The organism is Acholeplasma equifetale ATCC 29724, assembly GCF_000687735.1.
Taxonomy (GTDB): Bacteria; Bacillota_I; Bacilli_A; order Acholeplasmatales; family Acholeplasmataceae; genus Acholeplasma; species Acholeplasma equifetale.
Map to the genome: position 1 here is coordinate 1 of NZ_JHXL01000001.1, position 18,049 is coordinate 18,049.

Below are 18,049 nucleotides of genomic sequence, written 5' to 3' on the forward strand. Positions count from 1 at the left end.
TGCAAGAGACATTTTTAATAAATACACATTTGATGGCAAATATATCATCAATGGAACAAGACTTATCATATGCCAGAGTAATGCATCAACTGATGATTTAAGAAAAGAATACCCTGATGCTGAAATCAATCCATTAGGAGATTGGACAGGTGGAACTGATGTTGACTCAGGTGCTACGAATAGAAAACTTGGCTCTGATATGGCTGATTCTGTTACTGGTGGTGGTCTTCATGGTAAAGACCTATCTAAAGCAGATGTTAGTTTAAACATCTATTGTTTCTTAAAAGCACAAGAGACTGGAGTGCCTATTGAACTTTGCTGTGCAATTGGTGATGAAATCATCGATGGTAGACCATATGCTGAGATAGTTGAGATTGCTCGTGAGTATATTAATGATCTAGGTGGTTTTGAGAAATTTGCAGAATGGGGATTGGTATAAATGGCAAAGACTTCTGTTAAAGAATTCAAACTTGTCGATGTTGATTTACTAGTTCCTTATGCAAATAATGCTAGAACTCACTCTAAAGAACAAATTAAGAAACTGCAATCATCTCTTAGAGAGTTTGGCTTTATTAACCCTTTAATCATCGATAGACAATACAATCTATTAGCAGGACATGGAAGACTTGAAGCTGCAAAAGCTGAAGGTTATAGAGAGGTTCCATGTGTATTTGTTGAAGATTTATCTGATGCTCAAAAGAAAGCATACATTCTAGCTGATAACAGAATGGCTCTTGATGCTGGTTGGGATGAAGAACTATTAGCAGTAGAACTTGAAGGATTATCTGATTTAGGCTTTGATTTATCTCTTACTGGTTTTGATGAAAAGGAACTATCTAACCTATTCAAAAGCGATGAAGCAGAGATAGAAGATGACGATTACGATTTAACGGAAGCTTTAGAAAAAGCAGCATTTGTCGAATATGGTGATCGTTGGATTGTTGGACGCCATGTTTTAGTTTGCGGTGATGCTACTAATCCAGATGATGTCAACAAACTCATGGATGGTAAAAGAGCAAACTTGCTTCTGACCGACCCGCCCTACGGTGTTTCATTCACTAGTTCCAGTGGACTTAAAATTAAAAATGATTCACTAAAGAATGAAGAGTTTTATCAGTTCCTACTTAAAGCATTTAAAAACATGGTTGATCATTGCGAACCAGGTGCATCAGCTTATTGTTTCCATGCTGATACTGAAGGTTTGAATTTTAGATCAGCATTTCATGATGCAGGGTTACATTTGGCTGGATGTTGCATTTGGGTAAAAGATTCACTCGTTTTAGGAAGATCTGATTATCAGTGGCAGCATGAACCAGTGCTTTATGGATTCTTAAAGAATGGGAAACATAGCTGGTATTCAGATAGAAAGCAAACAACTATCTGGAACTTTAAAAAACCAAAGAGAAATGAAAATCATCCAACAAGTAAGCCACTAGATTTATTATCATATCCTTTAAAAAATAGTTCACAAGAAAATGCAGTTGTACTTGATACATTTGGTGGTTCTGGTTCGACATTAATGGCTTGTGAACTTACGAATCGTATCTGTTACACAATGGAAATTGATGAGAAATATGCATCCGTAATCCTAAGAAGATACGTAGAGAACACAGGTGATGTAGACAATGTTTATTGCATTAGAAATGGTGTAAAAGTTTCTTATTTGGATGTAGTCAGAAAAGTCGAAATAAATAGCACAAATGACTTGCTATAATTGCCGTTTAGAGTGATATATATAGTACCTTAAAGGAGGTATAGAAATGGCAGAAAAAACAGTAGATGAATTAAGAGTAGAACTTAAAGCAGTATGTGAAAAGTATGACACAAGATACTCTGGAATGGAGTATTTAGTTAACTACTACATCAACTCACTTAAGTGGACTGAAAAAGAAGCACTTGAGTATGCTTTGAGGTTATTTCACGATGGAACAATCTCTCAAATAAAGTTGATTGGCAAAAACGGAAAAGAACTCTAAATGGAGGTATAGAAATGCTTGATAAAATTGTTGAAATGTTAAGGAAAGAATACCCTAAAGGAACAAGAATCGAACTCTTGAAAATGGATGACTTTCAAGCACCACCTGTTGGTTCAAAAGGAACTGTAGTTGGAGTCGATGATATTGGATCTATTTTAGTTCATTGGGATAATGGGAGTTCCCTAAATATTGTGTATGGTGAAGACCTGTTTAAGGTCATAACTGAGCCAAAAAAGTAATATCAAAAATAGTTAAAAAACACTTCTCAAATGACTTGATATTAATTGCCTTTAGAGTGATATATATACACGACAAAAGGAAATATACATACCATTTGAGGAGGATTAAACATGAAAGAAAAAGTTCAAAACTTAATCAACAAGATGAAAGAGCAAACCATCGGAGTTGAAATTGAAATGAATAACATTACAAGAAAGAAGGCAGCTGAATTATTAGCCGCATTCTTTGGAACAAGAGCATGGAACGCTGCAGGCGAATACGGGTATTCAACATGGGCTTGCAAAGACACAAACGGTAGAATTTGGAAGTTTCAAAAGGATGTAAGCATTGCAGGACCAGACGATGAAAAATGCGAAATGGTAACACCAATACTAAAATATGAAGATATCGATGCATTACAAGAGATAATCAGAATTTTAAGAAAGGCTGGAGCGAAAAGTGATGCAACAAGAATGTGTGGAGTCCACATTCACATTGGAGCTAATGGTCACACACCAAAGACTATGAGAAACCTAACAAACATCATGGCAAGTCATGAAAGATTGCTGGTTGAAGCATTAGACCTTGATAGAAACAGAATCGGAAGATACTGCAAGATGGTTGATCCAAGATTTCTAGCAGCATTAAACAAAAAGAAACCATCAACAATGAGTGGTTTTGCAGATGTTTGGTACAAAAGCCAAAATGAAGATTATCAAAGAAGCAACCATTACAATGGCTCAAGATACCGTATGTTAAATTTCCATGCAACCTTCACAAAGGGAACAATTGAATTTAGATTATTCCAATTCGATGCACCACAAGATCGCAAAAAAAATGGGCTTCACGCAGGTCAATTAAAGAGTTACATTCAATTATGCCTAGCACTAAGTCAAATGGCTAAGGAAGCCAAAGGAGCCTCACCAAAGCCACAACAAAACGAGAATCCAAAGTACGCAATGAGAACTTGGTTACTAAGACTTGGATTCATCGGTGAAGAATTCGCAACAGCGAGGGAATTCTTAACAAAGAGATTATCAGGTGATGCAAGTTTCAGAAGTGGGATAAGACCTACTTCTGAAGCAACATCAATTGGAGGTGCTGTATGAGTAAATATTATATTGCTTACGGAAGCAACCTCAATGTTAACCAGATGAAAAGAAGATGTCCAACTGCTAAGGTCGTTGGAACTGGGTTTATTGAAGATTATGAATTACTTTTCAAAGGTAGCAAAACTGGTGGTTACCTGACAATTGAAAAAGCAGAAGGAAAATCACTACCAGTTGCAATTTGGAAAGTAACTGAACTCGATGAACAAGCACTTGACAGATACGAAGGTTATCCAACCTTTTATTATAAGACCGATGTTGAGATTAATATCAAAGGCATCAAAACAGGATCTGAGTATAGAAAGAAAGCATTCGTTTATATCATGCACGAAGATCGAGATGTAGGGATGCCTTCAAAGTCCTATGTGATGACATGCCTTGAAGGTTACAAGACATTTGGATTTAGTCCTAAGTATCTAGAAGATGCATTAAAAAGAACTATGGAGGTTACCAATGAAAACAACAACTGATTTTTTAAAGACTTGTCCTTTGTGTGGTAAGGAATACAAAGGTCATCCTGCAATTTCAAGAGTTGATAATCAAACACCAATTTGCCCTACTTGTGGGACAAGACAAGCGTTAGAAGGACTTGGACTAAAACCTGATGAAATTGATAAGATTATACAATCCATTCTAAAGAGTAATGAACTTTAAAATCTAATATCAAAATGAATGAGTCGATAATAGTCGGCTTTTTCTTTACGCAAATGGAGGTTGAGGTTTTGGGTAAACTAAAAAAATATGTTCCTACCAAGTTCAAAGCCAAAGACTCCTACTATAGCAAAGAAGCAGCTGATAGAGCTGTATGCTTTATTGAATCATTAAAACACACAGATGGAGTTTGGTACAATAAACCATTTGAGCTTTTAGATTGGCAGGAACAAATAATAAGAGATGTTTTCGGTATTTTAAAACCGAATGGGTATAGGCAGTTTAATACAGCTTATATTGAAATTCCAAAGAAACAAGGAAAGAGTGAACTTGCAGCAGCAGTCGCTCTTTTACTTACTTGTGCAGACTTTGAGGAAGGTGCTCAAGTGTATGGTTGTGCTGCTGATAGAAACCAAGCGAAGATTGTTTTCAATGTGGCAAAAAAGATGGTTGAACTTAATAAGTATCTAAAGCGAACTGTTAAGATTTCTGAATCTAAAAACAGAATCGAATATAAAAATAGTTTTTATCAGGTTCTTTCAGCTGAGGCATACTCGAAACATGGATTTAATGTTCATGGCGTAGTTTTTGATGAACTGCATGCACAACCAAATAGAAAACTATATGATGTTATGACGAAGGGTTCTGGTGATGCTAGAAAACAACCTCTATTCTTTTTGATTACTACAGCTGGTGATGATACAAACTCTATATGTTATGAAGTACATCAAAAGGCAAAGGATATTCTTGAAGGAAGAAAGATAGATCCAACTTTCTACCCTGTTATTTATGGTACAGATCCGGATGAAGATTGGACTGATCCTGAAGTGTGGAAAAAGGCAAATCCTAGTCTTGGAATAACCGTAGATATAGAAAAAGTAAGAGCAGCATGTGAATCAGCAAAACAAATGCCAAGTGAAGAAAATACATTTAGGCAACTCAGACTTAATCAGTGGGTTAAACAAGAAAAGAGATGGATGCCCATGCGTAAGTTTGATGACTGCTATGTTAATTTCAAACCTGAAGACTTGGAAGGTCGTGTATGTTATGGTGGATTAGACTTGTCATCTACTATGGATATTACCGCCTTTGTACTAGTGTTTCCGCCTAATGAAAACGAAGATAAATACCATATCCTACCTTATTTTTGGATACCGGAAGAGAATATGAAACAAAGAGTAATCAGAGATCATGTTCCTTATGACTTATGGACACAACAAGGCTATTTAGAGACAACCGAAGGAAATGTCATTCACTATGGTTATATAGAACACTTTATCGAAGAACTTGGAAAGAAATACAACATTAAAGAGATTGCTTTTGACCGATGGGGAGCTGTTCAGATGACACAAAATTTAGAATATATGGGTTTTACAGTTGTTCCCTTTGGACAGGGTTTTAAAGATATGAGTCCTCCTACTAAAGAACTTATGAATTTAGTTGTTGGCAAACGAATCGCACATAATGGAAATCCAGTCCTTCATTGGATGATGGATAATATTTCAATCAGAGAAGATCCAGCTGGAAACATTAAGATGGATAAATCAAAATCAGTAGAAAAAATTGATGGTGCTGTGGCAACTGTTATGGCACTGGATAGGGCATTAAGAAATCAAGGTATTACAAATGAATCAGTCTATGATTCAAGAGGTATTCTATTTATCTAAGGAGGAAATACTTATGGGAATGTTCAGTCATATTTTTAAACCACGAGATAAACCTAAAGACAAAGCATTGTCATCTCAATATACTTTTTTGATGGGAAATAGTAGTGCTGGCAAAACTGTCAATGAAAGAACAGCTATGCAAATTACAGCTGTACATGCGTGTGTTAGGGTTATCTCAGAAACAATTGCATCTTTACCACTTCATCTTTATAGGTATGGTGAAAAAGGAAATAAGGAAAAAGCAACTGATCATCCACTTTATTTCCTCTTACACGATGAACCTAACCCAGAGATGACTAGTTTTGTTTTTAGAGAAACACTAATGACTCATCTGCTTTTGTGGGGAAATGCATACGCCCAAATTATTAGAAATGGAAAAGGTGAAGTTGTAGCCTTATATCCATTGATGCCTAATCGAATGAAAGTTGAAAGAGATGAGAATGGACAACTCTATTATGAATACTCTAAAACAGTCGATGAACGTGGTAGCTCAAAAGAAATAACCTATGTCCTACTACCAAAGGATGTACTCCATATTCCAGGGTTAGGTTTTGATGGACTTGTAGGTTACTCTCCCATTGCAATGGCAAAAAATGCGATAGGTTTAGCTTTAGCCACAGAAGAGTTCGGTAGTAAGTTTTTTGCAAATGGTGCAACACCGAGTGGTATTTTAGAACATCCAGGAACTATTAAGGATCCACAAAAAGTGCGTGATGCATGGATGAGCCAATTTGGCGGATCTAAAAATTCAAATAAAGTAGCTGTTCTGGAAGAGGGAATGAAATACACACAAATTTCTATTAACCCATCTGAAGCACAATTCCTTGAGACCAGAAAGTTCCAAATAGATGAAATTGCACGAATATTTAGAGTTCCACCACATATGATTGGTGATTTGGATAAATCATCATTTTCTAACATAGAACAGCAATCATTAGAGTTTGTTATGTACACTCTTGATCCCTGGGTTATTCGATTTGAGTCTTCATTAGCGAAGGCTCTTTTTAATTTCAATGAAAAGCGAGAGTTATTCTTCAAATTCAATGTGGATGGATTACTTCGTGGTGACTACTCAAGCCGTATGAGTGGATATGCAACAGGAATACAAAATGGATTCATGTCACCAAATGATGTTAGAAGACTTGAAAATATGGATTTAATTCCAACCGAACTTGGTGGAGATGATTACTACTGCAATGGTAATTTCTTACCATTACGCTTAGCTGGTGCATATGCACAAGCGAAATTAAATGATTCAAGTAATGATCTTGATTCAGATAAAGAAATTGAAAAGAAGGAGGAAACACAAAGTGAAAACAAAGAAGTTCTGGAAGTGGACAAACGAATCACTAAACGAACCAAATGAAATTCGTAACCTTGAACTTTATGGAACAATCGCTGAAACTAGCTGGTTTGATGACGAAATCACACCACAAATGTTCAAAGATGAGTTGTTTCAGGGCAAAGGTCCTGTCACTATTTGGATTAACTCACCTGGTGGAGATTGTATTGCAGCTAGTCAAATATACACCATGTTGATGGAATATCCTGGTGAAGTCACAGTAAAGATTGATGGGTTGGCTGCTAGTGCTGCATCAGTAATTGCGATGGCTGGTTCAAAAGTTTTAATGGCACCAACAGCAATGATGATGATTCACAATCCTATGACAACTGCTTTTGGTGATCATGTTGAAATGCAAAAGACGATTGAAATGCTCGAAGAAGTAAAAGAGTCAATCATCAATGCCTATGAAATCAAAACAAGCTTATCAAGGGCAAAACTCTCTCGTCTAATGGATGAAGAGACATGGATGAATGCGTACAAAGCAATTGAACTTGGTTTTGCAGATGCTCTTTTAGAGGATAAGAAAACTGCAAACATGAAGGATTCGTATGTATTCAGTCAAAGAAAAGTAGATGCTGCACTACTTAATAAAATGACAGCAAAGACAAAAGATAAAGCAAATCAATTCACTGGTAGAAATGTAGATGAATTAAAAAACCAATTAAAAGTCATGGAAAAATTATTCAATTTAGGAGGAAAGTAAAAATGACGATCAATGAATTATTGGAAAAGCGTAAAGCAAAATGGGAAGCAATGAATGCTTTCTTAAACACTCACAGAAATGAAAAAGGTGTACTTTCTGCTGAGGATGACAAGTTGTATTCTGCTATGGAAACAGAAATGGTAGAACTTACAAATGAAATTGAAAGAATGAACAGAGCAGCAGCTTTAGAAAAGATTATGAGCAAACCAGTATCTGAACCTATCACCTTAAAACCTATGTCATCAGATGATCATAAGGAAGATAAAACTGGTCGTAGTTCAAAAGCTTATAAAGATGCTTTAATGAAAGCTCTAAGAACAAACTTTAGATCCATTAGTAATGTTTTACAAGAAAATGTGGACACTGATGGTGGTTATTTAGTTCCGGAAGAAATCGATGGTAGACTTATTGAAAAACTAGAAACTGAAAACATCATCAGATTACTAGGTACTTCAATTGAGACATCTGGTGATCACAAGATTAATATTGCAGCATCTAAGCCAGCAGCAGCTTGGACAGATGAAGGAGAAACAATCACATTTGATGATGCTAAGTTTTCTCAAATCTTACTTGATGCTCACAAATTATGTGTTGCAGTTAAAGTAACAGAAGAACTTTTATACGATTCAGCATTTGACCTTGAAAATTACCTAACATCTGCTTTTGCAAAAGCACTAGCAAATGCAGAAGAAAATGCATTCTTAAATGGTAATGGAATAGGTAAACCTCTAGGTATTTTTGCTAATACAGGTGGTGCAGAAATTGGTGTAACTACAAGCGGAAACACTCCAACATATGATGAAATTATTAATCTTGTTTACTCTCTAAAACGTCCTTACAGAAAAAATGCTGCATTTATTATGAATGATTCAACTATTGCGGTTATTCGTAAGTTAAAAGACGGTAATGGTAGTTATATTTGGCAACCATCAAGCGTAGCTGGTGAGCCTGATAAAATATTAGGTTATCCAGTTTATACATCTGCTTATGTACCTGAAATAGCTGCTGGTAATAAGGTTATCGCATTTGGTGATTTTTCTTACTATAACATTGGTGACAGAGGTACTCGTTCATTCAGTCAATTAAAAGAATTATTTGCTGGTAATGGATTAGTTGGTTTTGTTGCTAAAGAAAGAGTCGATGGCAAACTCGTACTTCCAGAAGCAGTCAAAGTTCTTAAGATTAAGGACTAAGGTGACTAATTATGAGTGAGTACAATGTGAAAAACTACACCGAACAAGGTGGTGAGAAGACTGTGATCGGTGGCACTCTTGAAATCAAAGAAGGTGCTACCATTACAGGATTACCAGTCACTCTATCACCGGATGTTCCATTAGCATCAATTGAGACTGCAGGTTTAGTGAAACAAGCAGAAAATCAAACTGATTCAGATGCATCAACCTTAGCAGATTTAGTAGCTGATTTTAATGCATTATTAGCTAAATTAAAAAATGCTGGAGTGATGAAAACTGATGAACCAATAGTTGAAACACCTGAAGATGAAAATAAAGATGGTGAATCCTTAGAAGGAAACTAGCATAAAGGAGGGCAGCAGATATGGCTACTGTTGATTTATTAAGCAAGGTAAAAAAGAATTTAATACTTGAACATTCACAAGATGATGAACTGATTAGTAGTTTCATCTCTGCTGCTGTTTCATATGCTGAAAGTTATCAGCATTTAGAAGTTAACTATTACCAGACTCATGTGATACCACCAACAACTGAACAAGCAATTATTATGTTGTCGAGCCATTTTTATGAAAGCCGAGATGGCTCTACAGGTGGATTTTATGCTGATAATACATCAGCTGGACAGCAAGTGTGGAACACAGTGAATAGACTATTAAGACTTGATAGAGAATGGAAGGTTTAATATGGGATTATCTAGAATGGATCGTTTCATTAAGATTGTTAGAGAAGACCACATAATCGATTCTGAGGGCTTTAATTTGCCCACTGTGGAAGTTTTAGCAGAAGTACGAGCATACAGAGAAGGAAGGCACGGAAGCCGCAAGTGGGCGAATCGTGCGGCTTTTTCAGATGCAACAGATCTTTATCAGTTTAGAGTTATTCCTAACTTAGAAATCAAAACAGACATGCTTATATATGACGGTGATTCTCATTTTAAAATCACTTCAGTTGAAAATATCAAAGGGAGAAACATGTATGTTGAATGCTTAGTTAAGGAGGTAAAACCTCATGGCTAAGATGGTTATTAAAATGCCAGAAGACTTTCTTATAAAGCTTTCAAAATTAGGATCAAAAACAGATCTAATAATTACTAAAGTTTTAGAAGAGGGTTCAAAAGTACTTGAATCGGAAGTTCGTTCTAACTTACAAATAGTGATTGGTAAAAAAACAAAGCTACCTTCTAAATCAACCGGTGAACTTTTAGCTTCGCTTGGTACATCAAGTGTAAGACAAGACAAGAATGGTAATTTCAATATTAAGGTTGGTTTTGATGAAGATAGACCGGACGGAAAGTCAAACGCTATGATTGCAAATATTCTAGAGTATGGTAAGAGTGATCAACAGGCAAAACCATTCTTAAAACCAGCTCTAAGAAAGTCAAAACAAGCAGTAATGGACACTATGGTAAGAACACTGGATGAGGAGGTAAATAAGTTATGAGTTTATTAGGTGAACTAAAAGCGATCTTTACTGATTTAAAAATCCCATGTGAAACTGCAGTGTTTTCTGGAAAAGCACCAAACAGGTATGTTGTTTTAACTCCATTAGTGGACACCTTTGTTTTACATGGAGATAACACACCGAATATGAATGTTGAGGAAGTGCGAATATCTTTATTTGATAAAGGTAATTATTTAGAAGCAAAATCAAGAATCGAACAAGCACTTATGTCAAACGAGATAACTATAACCGCTCGTAGATATGTCGATCATGAAGATGATACAGGTTATAACAATTATGCGATTGATGTCGCAAAAAATTATTTATTAGGAGGAAATTAATAATGGCTACAATCGGTTTAGACAAACTTTATTACGCAAAAATCACAGAAGATGAACATGGGAATGAAACCTATGGTACACCTATCCAATTAGCAAAAGCAATTGAAGCTGATATCGCAGTTGAATTAATGGAAGCAATTTTATACGCAGATGATGGTGCCGACACGACAATTAAAGAATTCAAGAGTGGAACATTGACACTTGGAATTGATGATATTGGTGTTCAATCAGCACAAGATTTAACTGGTTCAACCTTAGACAAAAATGGTGTTTTAATCTCTACTGGTGAAGATGAACCAAAACCTGTCGCAATTGGTTTTAGAGCTAAAGCTGCTAATGGGAACTATCGATATTTCTGGTTATACAGAGTAATCTTTGGTATTCCTTCAACTACACTAAAAACAAGAGGTGACTCTATTGAGTTTTCAACACCATCTATTGAAGGAACCATTACACGTAGAAATAAGCTAGATGGTTTGAATAAACATCCGTGGAAAGCGGAGGTTACAGAAGGAGTCTCTGGAGTATCTAATGAAGTAATTAGTGGGTGGTTCACAACTGTATATGAGCCCTCATATGAAACGGAAGAAATCGAGGAAGAGGAGGAGTAAAACATGATTAACGATAGAGCAGCGAATATTAGAATTGGTGATCAAGAGTATCAATTAATCCTCACTACTCGTGCAACAAAGGAAATCGCAAAACGATATGGAGGATTAGCAAATTTAGGTGATAAGTTGATGCAAAATGAAAACTTTGAACTAGCATTAGATGAAATTATATGGCTTATCACCTTACTTGCAAATCAATCGATCGAGATTAAAAACCTACAAAATAAAGCAGATAATTTACCACTTTTAACAACTGATGAAGTCGAATTATTAACTAGTCCATTTGATTTAGCTAGTTATAAAGAAGCAATCAGTGAAGCACTAATTAAAGGTACAAAACGTGAAGTTGAAAGTGAAGAAAAAAAGTCAAAAAACATTTAGGTCGAGCAGATGATTCACGAGATGATGAGTTGTTTGCTCGACTTATCTTTTATGGAACAGTTTTATTAAATAGAACTGAACAGGAAGTATGGTTTATGCCTATTGGTCATTTATTGGATCAATGGGAAATCTATAAGCAATTCAACGGAATAGCAAAGCCTAAGCAAACAAGAACAATAGATGATGTTATTCCATTTGGCATTTAGGAGGTGAGTCTATGGCAGATAACATTGGTATCAAGATTGGTATAGAAGGTGAGAAAGCCTTTAAACAAGCCCTTTACGAGATTAATTCATCAATGAAAGTACTGGGTTCAGAAATGAAACTAGTAGAGTCTCAGTTTGATAGCCAGGATAAATCTGTGCAAGCATTAACAGCTCGAAATGCCGTACTAGAAAAATCGATTGATGCACAAAAGAAAAAGATTGAAACTCTTAGAAATGCCTTAAAAAACTCAACTGAATCGTTCGGTGAAAATGACAGCCGAACTAAAAACTGGGCTATTCAACTTAATAATGCTCAATCAGAACTTATCAGCTTAGAGAAATCATTAGCTAAGAACAATGCTACTTTAGATGATGCAAACACTGGTTTAGGTGTTGCAAAAGACAAAGTCGATGATCTAGGTGAGGAACTTAAAGATACAAAAGATGAAACTGAAGATGCTGGTGTAAGCTTTGAAGCATTAGGTAAAGTAGTCAAAGCAGTTGCTTCAACTATTGCAGTAGCTGCAGCAGCAATTTCAGCAGCTGCCATAGGTGCAGGAAAAGCACTTATTGATATGTCTATTGGTGGATCTCAGTATGCAGATGAGGTTCTAACAACAGCAACTGTCACAGGCATCGCTACTGACAAACTTCAAGAATACATGTATGCAGCAGAATTAGTGGATGTATCGGTCGAAACATTAACAAGTTCAATGGCCAAAAACATCAAATCGATGAAGTCTTTTGAAGAAGGCAATAAGAATGTTGTTGATGCTTATGAACGACTAGGTGTGTCCGTCTTTGATGCTAATGGTAATTTCAGAGACAGTGACACTGTGTATTGGGAACTCATCGATTCACTAGGAATGATTAAAAATGAAACTGAACGTGATGCGTTAGCGATGACCTTGCTTGGTCGTTCTGCACAAGAATTAAATCCATTAATCACATCAGGTTCAAAAGTCTTAAATGAATTGGGACGTGAAGCACAAAAAGCAGGATATGTTTTAAGTGATGAAATGCTGGTTGCTTATGGTGCACTTGATGATCAAATGCAGTACTTAAAAAACGGAGCGACTGCAGCAAAAAATGCATTGGGAACTATCCTGTTGCCATTATTATCAAATCTCGCTGGAAATGGTGTTGACCTACTTGGTGAGTTTACAAATGGGGTATTAAATGCTAATGGAGATTTAGAGAAAATTGGTTCAGTAATTAGTGATATCGTTCCAAAAGCAATTAGTGGAATCATGCAATTTGTCCCATCAATCATTGGTTTAATAGGAACAGTTCTTAAGTCAATCGGTAACACTATTGTTGCAAATTTACCAGAAATCGTAAGTGCAGCAAGTTCCATACTAACCGTTATAGTTTCTGGATTATTTAATGCTTTACCACAGATAAGTTCAGCAGCAGGACAAATCATAGGTATCTTTGCTAACACATTAATTGAGAACCTTCCAGTTTTAATTGACTCAATAGTCCTCATTACAAACTTAATAGTTGATAAAATTGCTGACTCATTACCTGTCGTCATTCCAATGATAATCGAGCTGATTAAATCAATTGTTGCAAAGGTTATCTCTGCACTTCCTGAACTTATACAAGCGGTATTAAAGTTGATAAAGGGAGTAGCAAAAACTATTGAAAGTTCACTACCACAACTCTTAGCATTCGTATTTCAAGGCATGAAAGAAGTTGTGACGATACTGGTTAGCTCATTTCCTGAAATCATCAATGTCATTTTGCTTCTTATAACTCAAATAGTGGATTCGTTAATTGGTGCTATTCCGGATTTAGTAAACTTAATTGGAGATGTGTTACCAGTAGTCATTCAAGCAATTTTGGCTGCGATTCCAGACATTATTAATGCAGTAATTACTATTATCCAATCAATCGTAAACACCCTACCAATAATCATTGATTCACTTGTTACAATGATTCCACAAATTATACAAAGTGTGATAACGGCAATCATTGAAGCAATTCCAAGCATTATTGATGCAGTCATCACATTGGTTAAAGTAATAGTTCAAAACTTGCCAACAATTATTTTGATGATTATAGGGGCTTTACCTGATCTCATTGGCAACATTATCACTGCGATAATTGACTGTTTACCAATGTTGATAGAGTGTGTCTTATTTTTATTTAAAGCACTTGTTGAAAACTTACCAGTGTTATTAAAGATGATTGTGACGCAGATTCCTACGATTATAGATGGTATAGTGAATGCTCTCAAAAATCTATTTTATAAACTTAAAGATGCAGGTATGGATTTGGTAAGAGGATTTTGGGAAGGCATCAAATCAATGGGTGAATGGTTGTCTAATAAAGTATCGGATTTCTTTGGTGGTATTGTTCAAGGTGTAAAAGATTTCTTGGGTATTAAATCACCATCGAAAGTCTTTGCTGGAATAGGTGAATTCATGGGTGAAGGTTTAGGTGTAGGTTTTGTTGATAGTATGAGAACAGTGGAAGATGAAATGAAGAAGTCTATTCCTACTGAATTTGATATAGCAGCAAGATCAAATATTGGAAGTGTCCTATATGATTCAGTAAAACAACCAATCCTAAATGAATATCCAAACACTTATACCAATGGTACTATGATTGGAAGCAGCAATGAAAGTTTAAGAGAGCAGCTTAATCTAATTCGTGAACAAAACAAGATATTAAGACAGCTTCTTGATAAAGACGTCATTGTGTCAATTGGTGATGAAGAAATTGGAAGAGCAAATACAAGATACGAAAAAAAGCGTGGATTAACAGTGAATGAAGGTGATTTTTCAAATGCCTATTAATATTAGAATGAAACCTGGATTTATGTACTGGGGAACCAATAGTGAGAATCTAACACTTGAGGTTCCCTTTCCTACAAGTGGAACATTTGAAACAAGTAGAAAAGCTCAAACTCAAGAAAGTGCAGATGGTTCAATCGTTGCACAGGTAATAGGTAGATCAAAAGATAAGCAAACTCTCTCATGGGTAGTAATGGATTGTAATAAGTGGTGGGAGATTAACAATTGGATTGAAGCAAATGGAATGTTTTTTTATTGTAAATACTTCAATTTTAATTTAGGAATTTGGCAGATTAAAAAGTTTTATTGTGAAAATCCAAGCTGTGAACCATATCGACCAAACTCAAATCCAAGTCATGCACAGTATGGAATGCCACGCTTTTTAGAAAACTGCAGAATCACTGTTGTTGATATGGGGAATGTAGATGTATGAAAACAGTAAGTGAAAGTTATGCAACTTCAATGTCGAATCAATATCGTAATCGTTCCCATGTAAAAATGATAATTAACTCTGGTGGAAATGAATATCAATTTCTTGATTCTGACATTGCTTCCATACAAAAGGCTACTGACGTTGATCCGTTAACAAGAAGACTTCCAAAGGAAACATTATCATTCTCTATTTTTGATTATGAAGGCAGTTACAATCCATCAAATCCTAGTGGTAAATGGAATGTACTTGATGAAAATGCAAAAATAACAATTCAATTTGGATATGAATTAACTCCAAATAACATTGAATGGTTAGAACCGGATTATTATTTGCTGTCTGGTAGACCTACTTTTAATGGAGGAGTTGCAACATTCCAAGCTAGTACCAAATTAAATCATTTAACCAAAAACTATTATAAAGGTAGTTATGGTACAAAAAGTTTCTATGAATTAGCTGTAGATGTATTAGAGGATGCAGGAGTAGATAATTATTCAATCGATGCAACTTTGATGGATATGTACACAAACGCACCAATGCCTATCACAACGCATGCAAACTGTCTGCAACTTATAGCTCATGCAACTAGATGTACTTTAAGAACTGGTAGTAATGGAGTTATACAAATAAAGCCATTTTCTGTTGCACAGACTCCAGATGAATTTTATCTACCATTAAGTTCAATAGCTATCAATGGAGATACCATTTCTAAAATTGAAACATTACATAAAGTTCAATGCAATCTTTATATTTATACAGTGGCTGATTCTGAATCAACGTTATTTGAGTCTTTGATAGAAGTTGATGGAGAGACTGATGTTCATATAGAATACGATGCATCTACAGATCAAGTAATAACATCAGATGGCGGCGAAATAACTAATGTTCACACTTATGCTTCGGCTGCAGATTTTACTTTGATTGGTTCAGGTACATATACAGTAACTGTTGTAGGAAAGAAGATTAATACAAGTACTAGGATGGTTGAGTCCTATATTTCAGCTGATCCAAATGGAGCAAACGATGTTGAAAAAAATACACTTATTACAGATTCAACAATGCAATCTGACCTTATTTATCATGTTGCAAACTATCTTCAATATCGATTGACACATACTGTTAAATATCGTGGCAATCCAGAACTAGATTGCTTAGACAAAATTTATATGGATACGGTTTATAACAGTTTCATCTCAGCTTTAGTTCTTACTCAATCTATCAGTTTTAATGGTGCAATCACTGGAACGATGGTGCTTAAAAGTTTGACTGAAATCGACAATGTATATCTTTATGATTCATCAAACACTCTTGTTGAAGATGTCAATGGTGATCCTATTGGTATCGTTGGAACAGAAGATTATATTAGCGAATATTCGCTAGAAGATATTGATTCATTTATTGAGGAGGTAGTTGGATAATGGCAAGAATTACATATACAGGGGCACAACTTGATGCAGCTATTAGAAAAGTCAAAAGTGGTTTTGCTGATGTAAGTCATGTTGATGCACAAGCAAGTGATGTTAGACTCGGCAAGAAAATCGTCAACTCATTAAAACAGGAAATAGTTGGTACAATGCCAGAAACAAATATCTTTACGACGGTTACCGTTGATGCAGACTTTATTAGCGATACAGAATCCGACTATGGTCTATTAATTACACCAATTGCATCGGTCGATAATCCGGGTTATGTATCAGGAGCTTCAGAAGGATTACCAGTTACCAAATACATAAAAACAGAATCAAAAATAATCACACCTAGTGATGAAATGCAAGAAATTCTGCCGTCTGCTGGGAAACTGTTATCAAAAGTTATAGTAAGAGCTGCTGATAATGTTAGACCGACACTTTATGCACCATCTATTTCTCTTTCAGGATCTATTCTAACTATAACGGATAACACATCTAATGGTGGTTTTGTTTCTGGGTATGACATATACGCAACCAAAAATGGTGTTGAACACTTAATTATTGAAGGTGCTACATCAACATCGATTAACATTGCATCAGCATTATCCGATGCTGGATTAACTGAACCAGGAATGTATCAAATTAGCGTAAAAGCAAAAGGAACAAACTTCAATGACAGTGTTACAAGTAACAAAGTAGTTTACACAATGTCATCATTCAATATTAACAATAAACTAAATGGTACGATTCTAAATACCTATTACAATTTTGAATATTCTGAGATGATTTACCACCAATACTCATTCTCTGGTGGAACACCAACATCGGTGACACTGAATGGTACAACCAGCAACTCATACGTTGAAAAAACTATAACAACTTCCGGTGGTTATACAGCATTTGTTAGAGCGTATGTTGATGGAAAAATCACTATTTATAATGATGGTGCAAATACTGAAGGTATCACCAGTTATGGCGAACTATCATGTTCAATTACGTTTATAAGTGGAGCATCAAGTGATTCAGATACCTTCAAAGCTAGAGGAATGGTTGATATTTGTTTAGTAGCTGGAACTCTTATTAAGACAACAACTGGTTATAAGAAAATTGAAGACATAGAATCTGGTGATATGATTCTTACTTATGATGCAATCAATGAAGCAATTTCTGAAACAATCGTAGATGAAATTGAAATTAGAAATGGAACTTCAAACATCCGAAAGATTACTTTAAGCAACGGTGCAGTTATTGGTGCAACTGCTACTCACAGTTTCTTAACAATAGATGGATGGAAATGCTGTGAACCTAATGAATATTTAGAAGTTCAGACCGTGTTAAATGTTGGTGATAAATTAAAAACGTTTGATGATGATTTGGTTGAGGTTGTAAGTATTGAAATTGATACTATAATTCAACCTACATATCATATAGTCCTTGCGGAAGGTAATTCATTCTTTATTACCAATGATGAAAATATCAGTCCAATAATCTCAGAACACTATGAAAAATACAGTTTACACAATTTGGCTGTTATGAGTCTCTTTGGTGCATATCAATAAAGGAAGGA

22 protein-coding genes and 1 pseudogene are annotated in these 18,049 nt (G+C 35.4%); all 23 read left to right on the forward strand.

The window, feature by feature from the left end; translation table 11 throughout:
- Positions 1 to 439 (forward strand): annotated as a pseudogene (locus T434_RS0100005) (S-adenosylmethionine synthetase N-terminal domain-containing protein); the annotation flags it as partial.
- Positions 440 to 1,714, forward strand: a complete 1,275-nt coding sequence (locus T434_RS0100010; protein WP_026399368.1) for a site-specific DNA-methyltransferase — start codon at positions 440 to 442, stop codon at positions 1,712 to 1,714.
- A 46-nt stretch (positions 1,715 to 1,760) separates the two neighbouring features.
- Positions 1,761 to 1,976: a hypothetical protein gene (locus T434_RS0100015; protein WP_026399369.1), complete on the forward strand. Its 216-nt coding sequence runs from the start codon at positions 1,761 to 1,763 to the stop codon at positions 1,974 to 1,976.
- Between the two features lie 14 nt (positions 1,977 to 1,990).
- A complete protein-coding gene (locus T434_RS0100020) occupies positions 1,991 to 2,215 on the forward strand; it encodes a DUF4314 domain-containing protein (RefSeq protein WP_026399370.1) in 225 nt (74 codons plus the stop codon).
- Positions 2,216 to 2,326: 111 nt separating this feature from the next.
- Positions 2,327 to 3,304, forward strand: a complete 978-nt coding sequence (locus T434_RS06180; protein WP_162150533.1) for an amidoligase family protein — start codon at positions 2,327 to 2,329, stop codon at positions 3,302 to 3,304.
- A complete protein-coding gene (locus T434_RS07595) occupies positions 3,301 to 3,774 on the forward strand; it encodes a gamma-glutamylcyclotransferase family protein (protein WP_162150534.1) in 474 nt (157 codons plus the stop codon). The genes T434_RS06180 and T434_RS07595 overlap by 4 nt, the downstream gene beginning before the upstream one ends.
- Complete coding sequence (locus T434_RS0100030; protein WP_026399371.1) at positions 3,758 to 3,958, forward strand: hypothetical protein; 201 nt, start codon at positions 3,758 to 3,760, stop codon at positions 3,956 to 3,958. Before T434_RS07595 ends, T434_RS0100030 begins: the two co-directional genes overlap by 17 nt.
- A gap of 53 nt (positions 3,959 to 4,011) precedes the next feature.
- A complete protein-coding gene (locus tag T434_RS0100035; protein WP_035357914.1) occupies positions 4,012 to 5,622 on the forward strand; it encodes a terminase TerL endonuclease subunit in 1,611 nt (536 codons plus the stop codon).
- Between the two features lie 13 nt (positions 5,623 to 5,635).
- Complete coding sequence (locus tag T434_RS06185) at positions 5,636 to 6,988, forward strand: phage portal protein (RefSeq protein ID WP_162150535.1); 1,353 nt, start codon at positions 5,636 to 5,638, stop codon at positions 6,986 to 6,988.
- Positions 6,933 to 7,670 (forward strand): head maturation protease, ClpP-related, encoded by a 738-nt coding sequence (locus tag T434_RS0100045; RefSeq protein WP_026399373.1) that lies wholly within the window; start codon positions 6,933 to 6,935, stop codon positions 7,668 to 7,670. Before T434_RS06185 ends, T434_RS0100045 begins: the two co-directional genes overlap by 56 nt.
- A 2-nt stretch (positions 7,671 to 7,672) precedes the next feature.
- Positions 7,673 to 8,863, forward strand: a complete 1,191-nt coding sequence (locus tag T434_RS0100050; protein WP_026399374.1) for a phage major capsid protein — start codon at positions 7,673 to 7,675, stop codon at positions 8,861 to 8,863.
- Between the two features lie 11 nt (positions 8,864 to 8,874).
- Complete coding sequence (locus T434_RS06190; RefSeq protein ID WP_051614243.1) at positions 8,875 to 9,207, forward strand: head fiber protein; 333 nt, start codon at positions 8,875 to 8,877, stop codon at positions 9,205 to 9,207.
- 20 nt (positions 9,208 to 9,227) lie between these two features.
- Positions 9,228 to 9,545, forward strand: a complete 318-nt coding sequence (locus T434_RS0100060; protein ID WP_026399375.1) for a head-tail connector protein — start codon at positions 9,228 to 9,230, stop codon at positions 9,543 to 9,545.
- Position 9,546: 1 nt separating this feature from the next.
- Positions 9,547 to 9,879 carry a head-tail adaptor protein gene (locus T434_RS0100065; RefSeq protein WP_026399376.1) on the forward strand — a complete coding sequence of 111 codons (333 nt, stop codon included), beginning with the start codon at positions 9,547 to 9,549 and terminating at the stop codon, positions 9,877 to 9,879.
- Positions 9,872 to 10,303 carry an HK97-gp10 family putative phage morphogenesis protein gene (locus tag T434_RS0100070; RefSeq protein WP_162150536.1) on the forward strand — a complete coding sequence of 144 codons (432 nt, stop codon included), beginning with the start codon at positions 9,872 to 9,874 and terminating at the stop codon, positions 10,301 to 10,303. The genes T434_RS0100065 and T434_RS0100070 overlap by 8 nt, the downstream gene beginning before the upstream one ends.
- The gene (locus tag T434_RS0100075; protein ID WP_026399378.1) at positions 10,300 to 10,644 is read left to right on the forward strand and encodes a hypothetical protein; all 345 of its coding nucleotides are present in this window, start codon (positions 10,300 to 10,302) and stop codon (positions 10,642 to 10,644) included. The genes T434_RS0100070 and T434_RS0100075 overlap by 4 nt, the downstream gene beginning before the upstream one ends.
- Before the next feature lie 2 nt (positions 10,645 to 10,646).
- Entirely contained in the window at positions 10,647 to 11,255 is a 609-nt protein-coding gene (locus T434_RS0100080) for a major tail protein (protein WP_026399379.1), read from the forward strand.
- A 3-nt stretch (positions 11,256 to 11,258) separates the two neighbouring features.
- A complete protein-coding gene (locus tag T434_RS0100085) occupies positions 11,259 to 11,636 on the forward strand; it encodes a hypothetical protein (RefSeq protein WP_026399380.1) in 378 nt (125 codons plus the stop codon).
- Between the two features lie 29 nt (positions 11,637 to 11,665).
- Positions 11,666 to 11,842: a hypothetical protein gene (locus tag T434_RS07980; RefSeq protein WP_168711531.1), complete on the forward strand. Its 177-nt coding sequence runs from the start codon at positions 11,666 to 11,668 to the stop codon at positions 11,840 to 11,842.
- An 11-nt stretch (positions 11,843 to 11,853) separates the two neighbouring features.
- Positions 11,854 to 14,646 (forward strand): phage tail protein, encoded by a 2,793-nt coding sequence (locus T434_RS06200; RefSeq protein WP_051614244.1) that lies wholly within the window; start codon positions 11,854 to 11,856, stop codon positions 14,644 to 14,646.
- Positions 14,636 to 15,076, forward strand: coding sequence for a hypothetical protein (locus tag T434_RS0100100; RefSeq protein WP_162150537.1), 441 nt, complete (start codon positions 14,636 to 14,638; stop codon positions 15,074 to 15,076). The genes T434_RS06200 and T434_RS0100100 overlap by 11 nt, the downstream gene beginning before the upstream one ends.
- Positions 15,073 to 16,491 (forward strand): hypothetical protein, encoded by a 1,419-nt coding sequence (locus tag T434_RS0100105; protein ID WP_026399382.1) that lies wholly within the window; start codon positions 15,073 to 15,075, stop codon positions 16,489 to 16,491. Before T434_RS0100100 ends, T434_RS0100105 begins: the two co-directional genes overlap by 4 nt.
- Positions 16,491 to 18,041 carry a Hint domain-containing protein gene (locus tag T434_RS0100110; RefSeq protein ID WP_026399383.1) on the forward strand — a complete coding sequence of 517 codons (1,551 nt, stop codon included), beginning with the start codon at positions 16,491 to 16,493 and terminating at the stop codon, positions 18,039 to 18,041. The genes T434_RS0100105 and T434_RS0100110 overlap by 1 nt, the downstream gene beginning before the upstream one ends.
- The last annotated feature ends 8 nt before the right edge of the window (positions 18,042 to 18,049 follow it).

Excerpts from the sequence above, each read along its gene's own strand:
- T434_RS0100010 (WP_026399368.1), top strand. The coding sequence starts at position 440 with ATGGCAAAGACTTCTGTTAAAGAATTCAAACTTGTCGATGTTGATTTA.
- T434_RS0100015 (WP_026399369.1), top strand. The coding sequence starts at position 1,761 with ATGGCAGAAAAAACAGTAGATGAATTAAGAGTAGAACTTAAAGCAGTA.
- T434_RS0100020 (WP_026399370.1), top strand. The coding sequence starts at position 1,991 with ATGCTTGATAAAATTGTTGAAATGTTAAGGAAAGAATACCCTAAAGGA.
- T434_RS06180 (WP_162150533.1), top strand. The coding sequence starts at position 2,327 with ATGAAAGAAAAAGTTCAAAACTTAATCAACAAGATGAAAGAGCAAACC.
- T434_RS07595 (WP_162150534.1), top strand. The coding sequence starts at position 3,301 with ATGAGTAAATATTATATTGCTTACGGAAGCAACCTCAATGTTAACCAG.
- T434_RS0100030 (WP_026399371.1), top strand. The coding sequence starts at position 3,758 with ATGAAAACAACAACTGATTTTTTAAAGACTTGTCCTTTGTGTGGTAAG.
- T434_RS0100035 (WP_035357914.1), top strand. The coding sequence starts at position 4,012 with ATGGAGGTTGAGGTTTTGGGTAAACTAAAAAAATATGTTCCTACCAAG.
- T434_RS06185 (WP_162150535.1), top strand. The coding sequence starts at position 5,636 with ATGGGAATGTTCAGTCATATTTTTAAACCACGAGATAAACCTAAAGAC.
- T434_RS0100050 (WP_026399374.1), top strand. The coding sequence starts at position 7,673 with ATGACGATCAATGAATTATTGGAAAAGCGTAAAGCAAAATGGGAAGCA.
- T434_RS06190 (WP_051614243.1), top strand. The coding sequence starts at position 8,875 with ATGAGTGAGTACAATGTGAAAAACTACACCGAACAAGGTGGTGAGAAG.
- T434_RS0100060 (WP_026399375.1), top strand. The coding sequence starts at position 9,228 with ATGGCTACTGTTGATTTATTAAGCAAGGTAAAAAAGAATTTAATACTT.
- T434_RS0100065 (WP_026399376.1), top strand. The coding sequence starts at position 9,547 with ATGGGATTATCTAGAATGGATCGTTTCATTAAGATTGTTAGAGAAGAC.
- T434_RS0100070 (WP_162150536.1), top strand. The coding sequence starts at position 9,872 with ATGGCTAAGATGGTTATTAAAATGCCAGAAGACTTTCTTATAAAGCTT.
- T434_RS0100075 (WP_026399378.1), top strand. The coding sequence starts at position 10,300 with ATGAGTTTATTAGGTGAACTAAAAGCGATCTTTACTGATTTAAAAATC.
- T434_RS0100080 (WP_026399379.1), top strand. The coding sequence starts at position 10,647 with ATGGCTACAATCGGTTTAGACAAACTTTATTACGCAAAAATCACAGAA.
- T434_RS0100085 (WP_026399380.1), top strand. The coding sequence starts at position 11,259 with ATGATTAACGATAGAGCAGCGAATATTAGAATTGGTGATCAAGAGTAT.
- T434_RS06200 (WP_051614244.1), top strand. The coding sequence starts at position 11,854 with ATGGCAGATAACATTGGTATCAAGATTGGTATAGAAGGTGAGAAAGCC.
- T434_RS0100100 (WP_162150537.1), top strand. The coding sequence starts at position 14,636 with ATGCCTATTAATATTAGAATGAAACCTGGATTTATGTACTGGGGAACC.
- T434_RS0100105 (WP_026399382.1), top strand. The coding sequence starts at position 15,073 with ATGAAAACAGTAAGTGAAAGTTATGCAACTTCAATGTCGAATCAATAT.
- T434_RS0100110 (WP_026399383.1), top strand. The coding sequence starts at position 16,491 with ATGGCAAGAATTACATATACAGGGGCACAACTTGATGCAGCTATTAGA.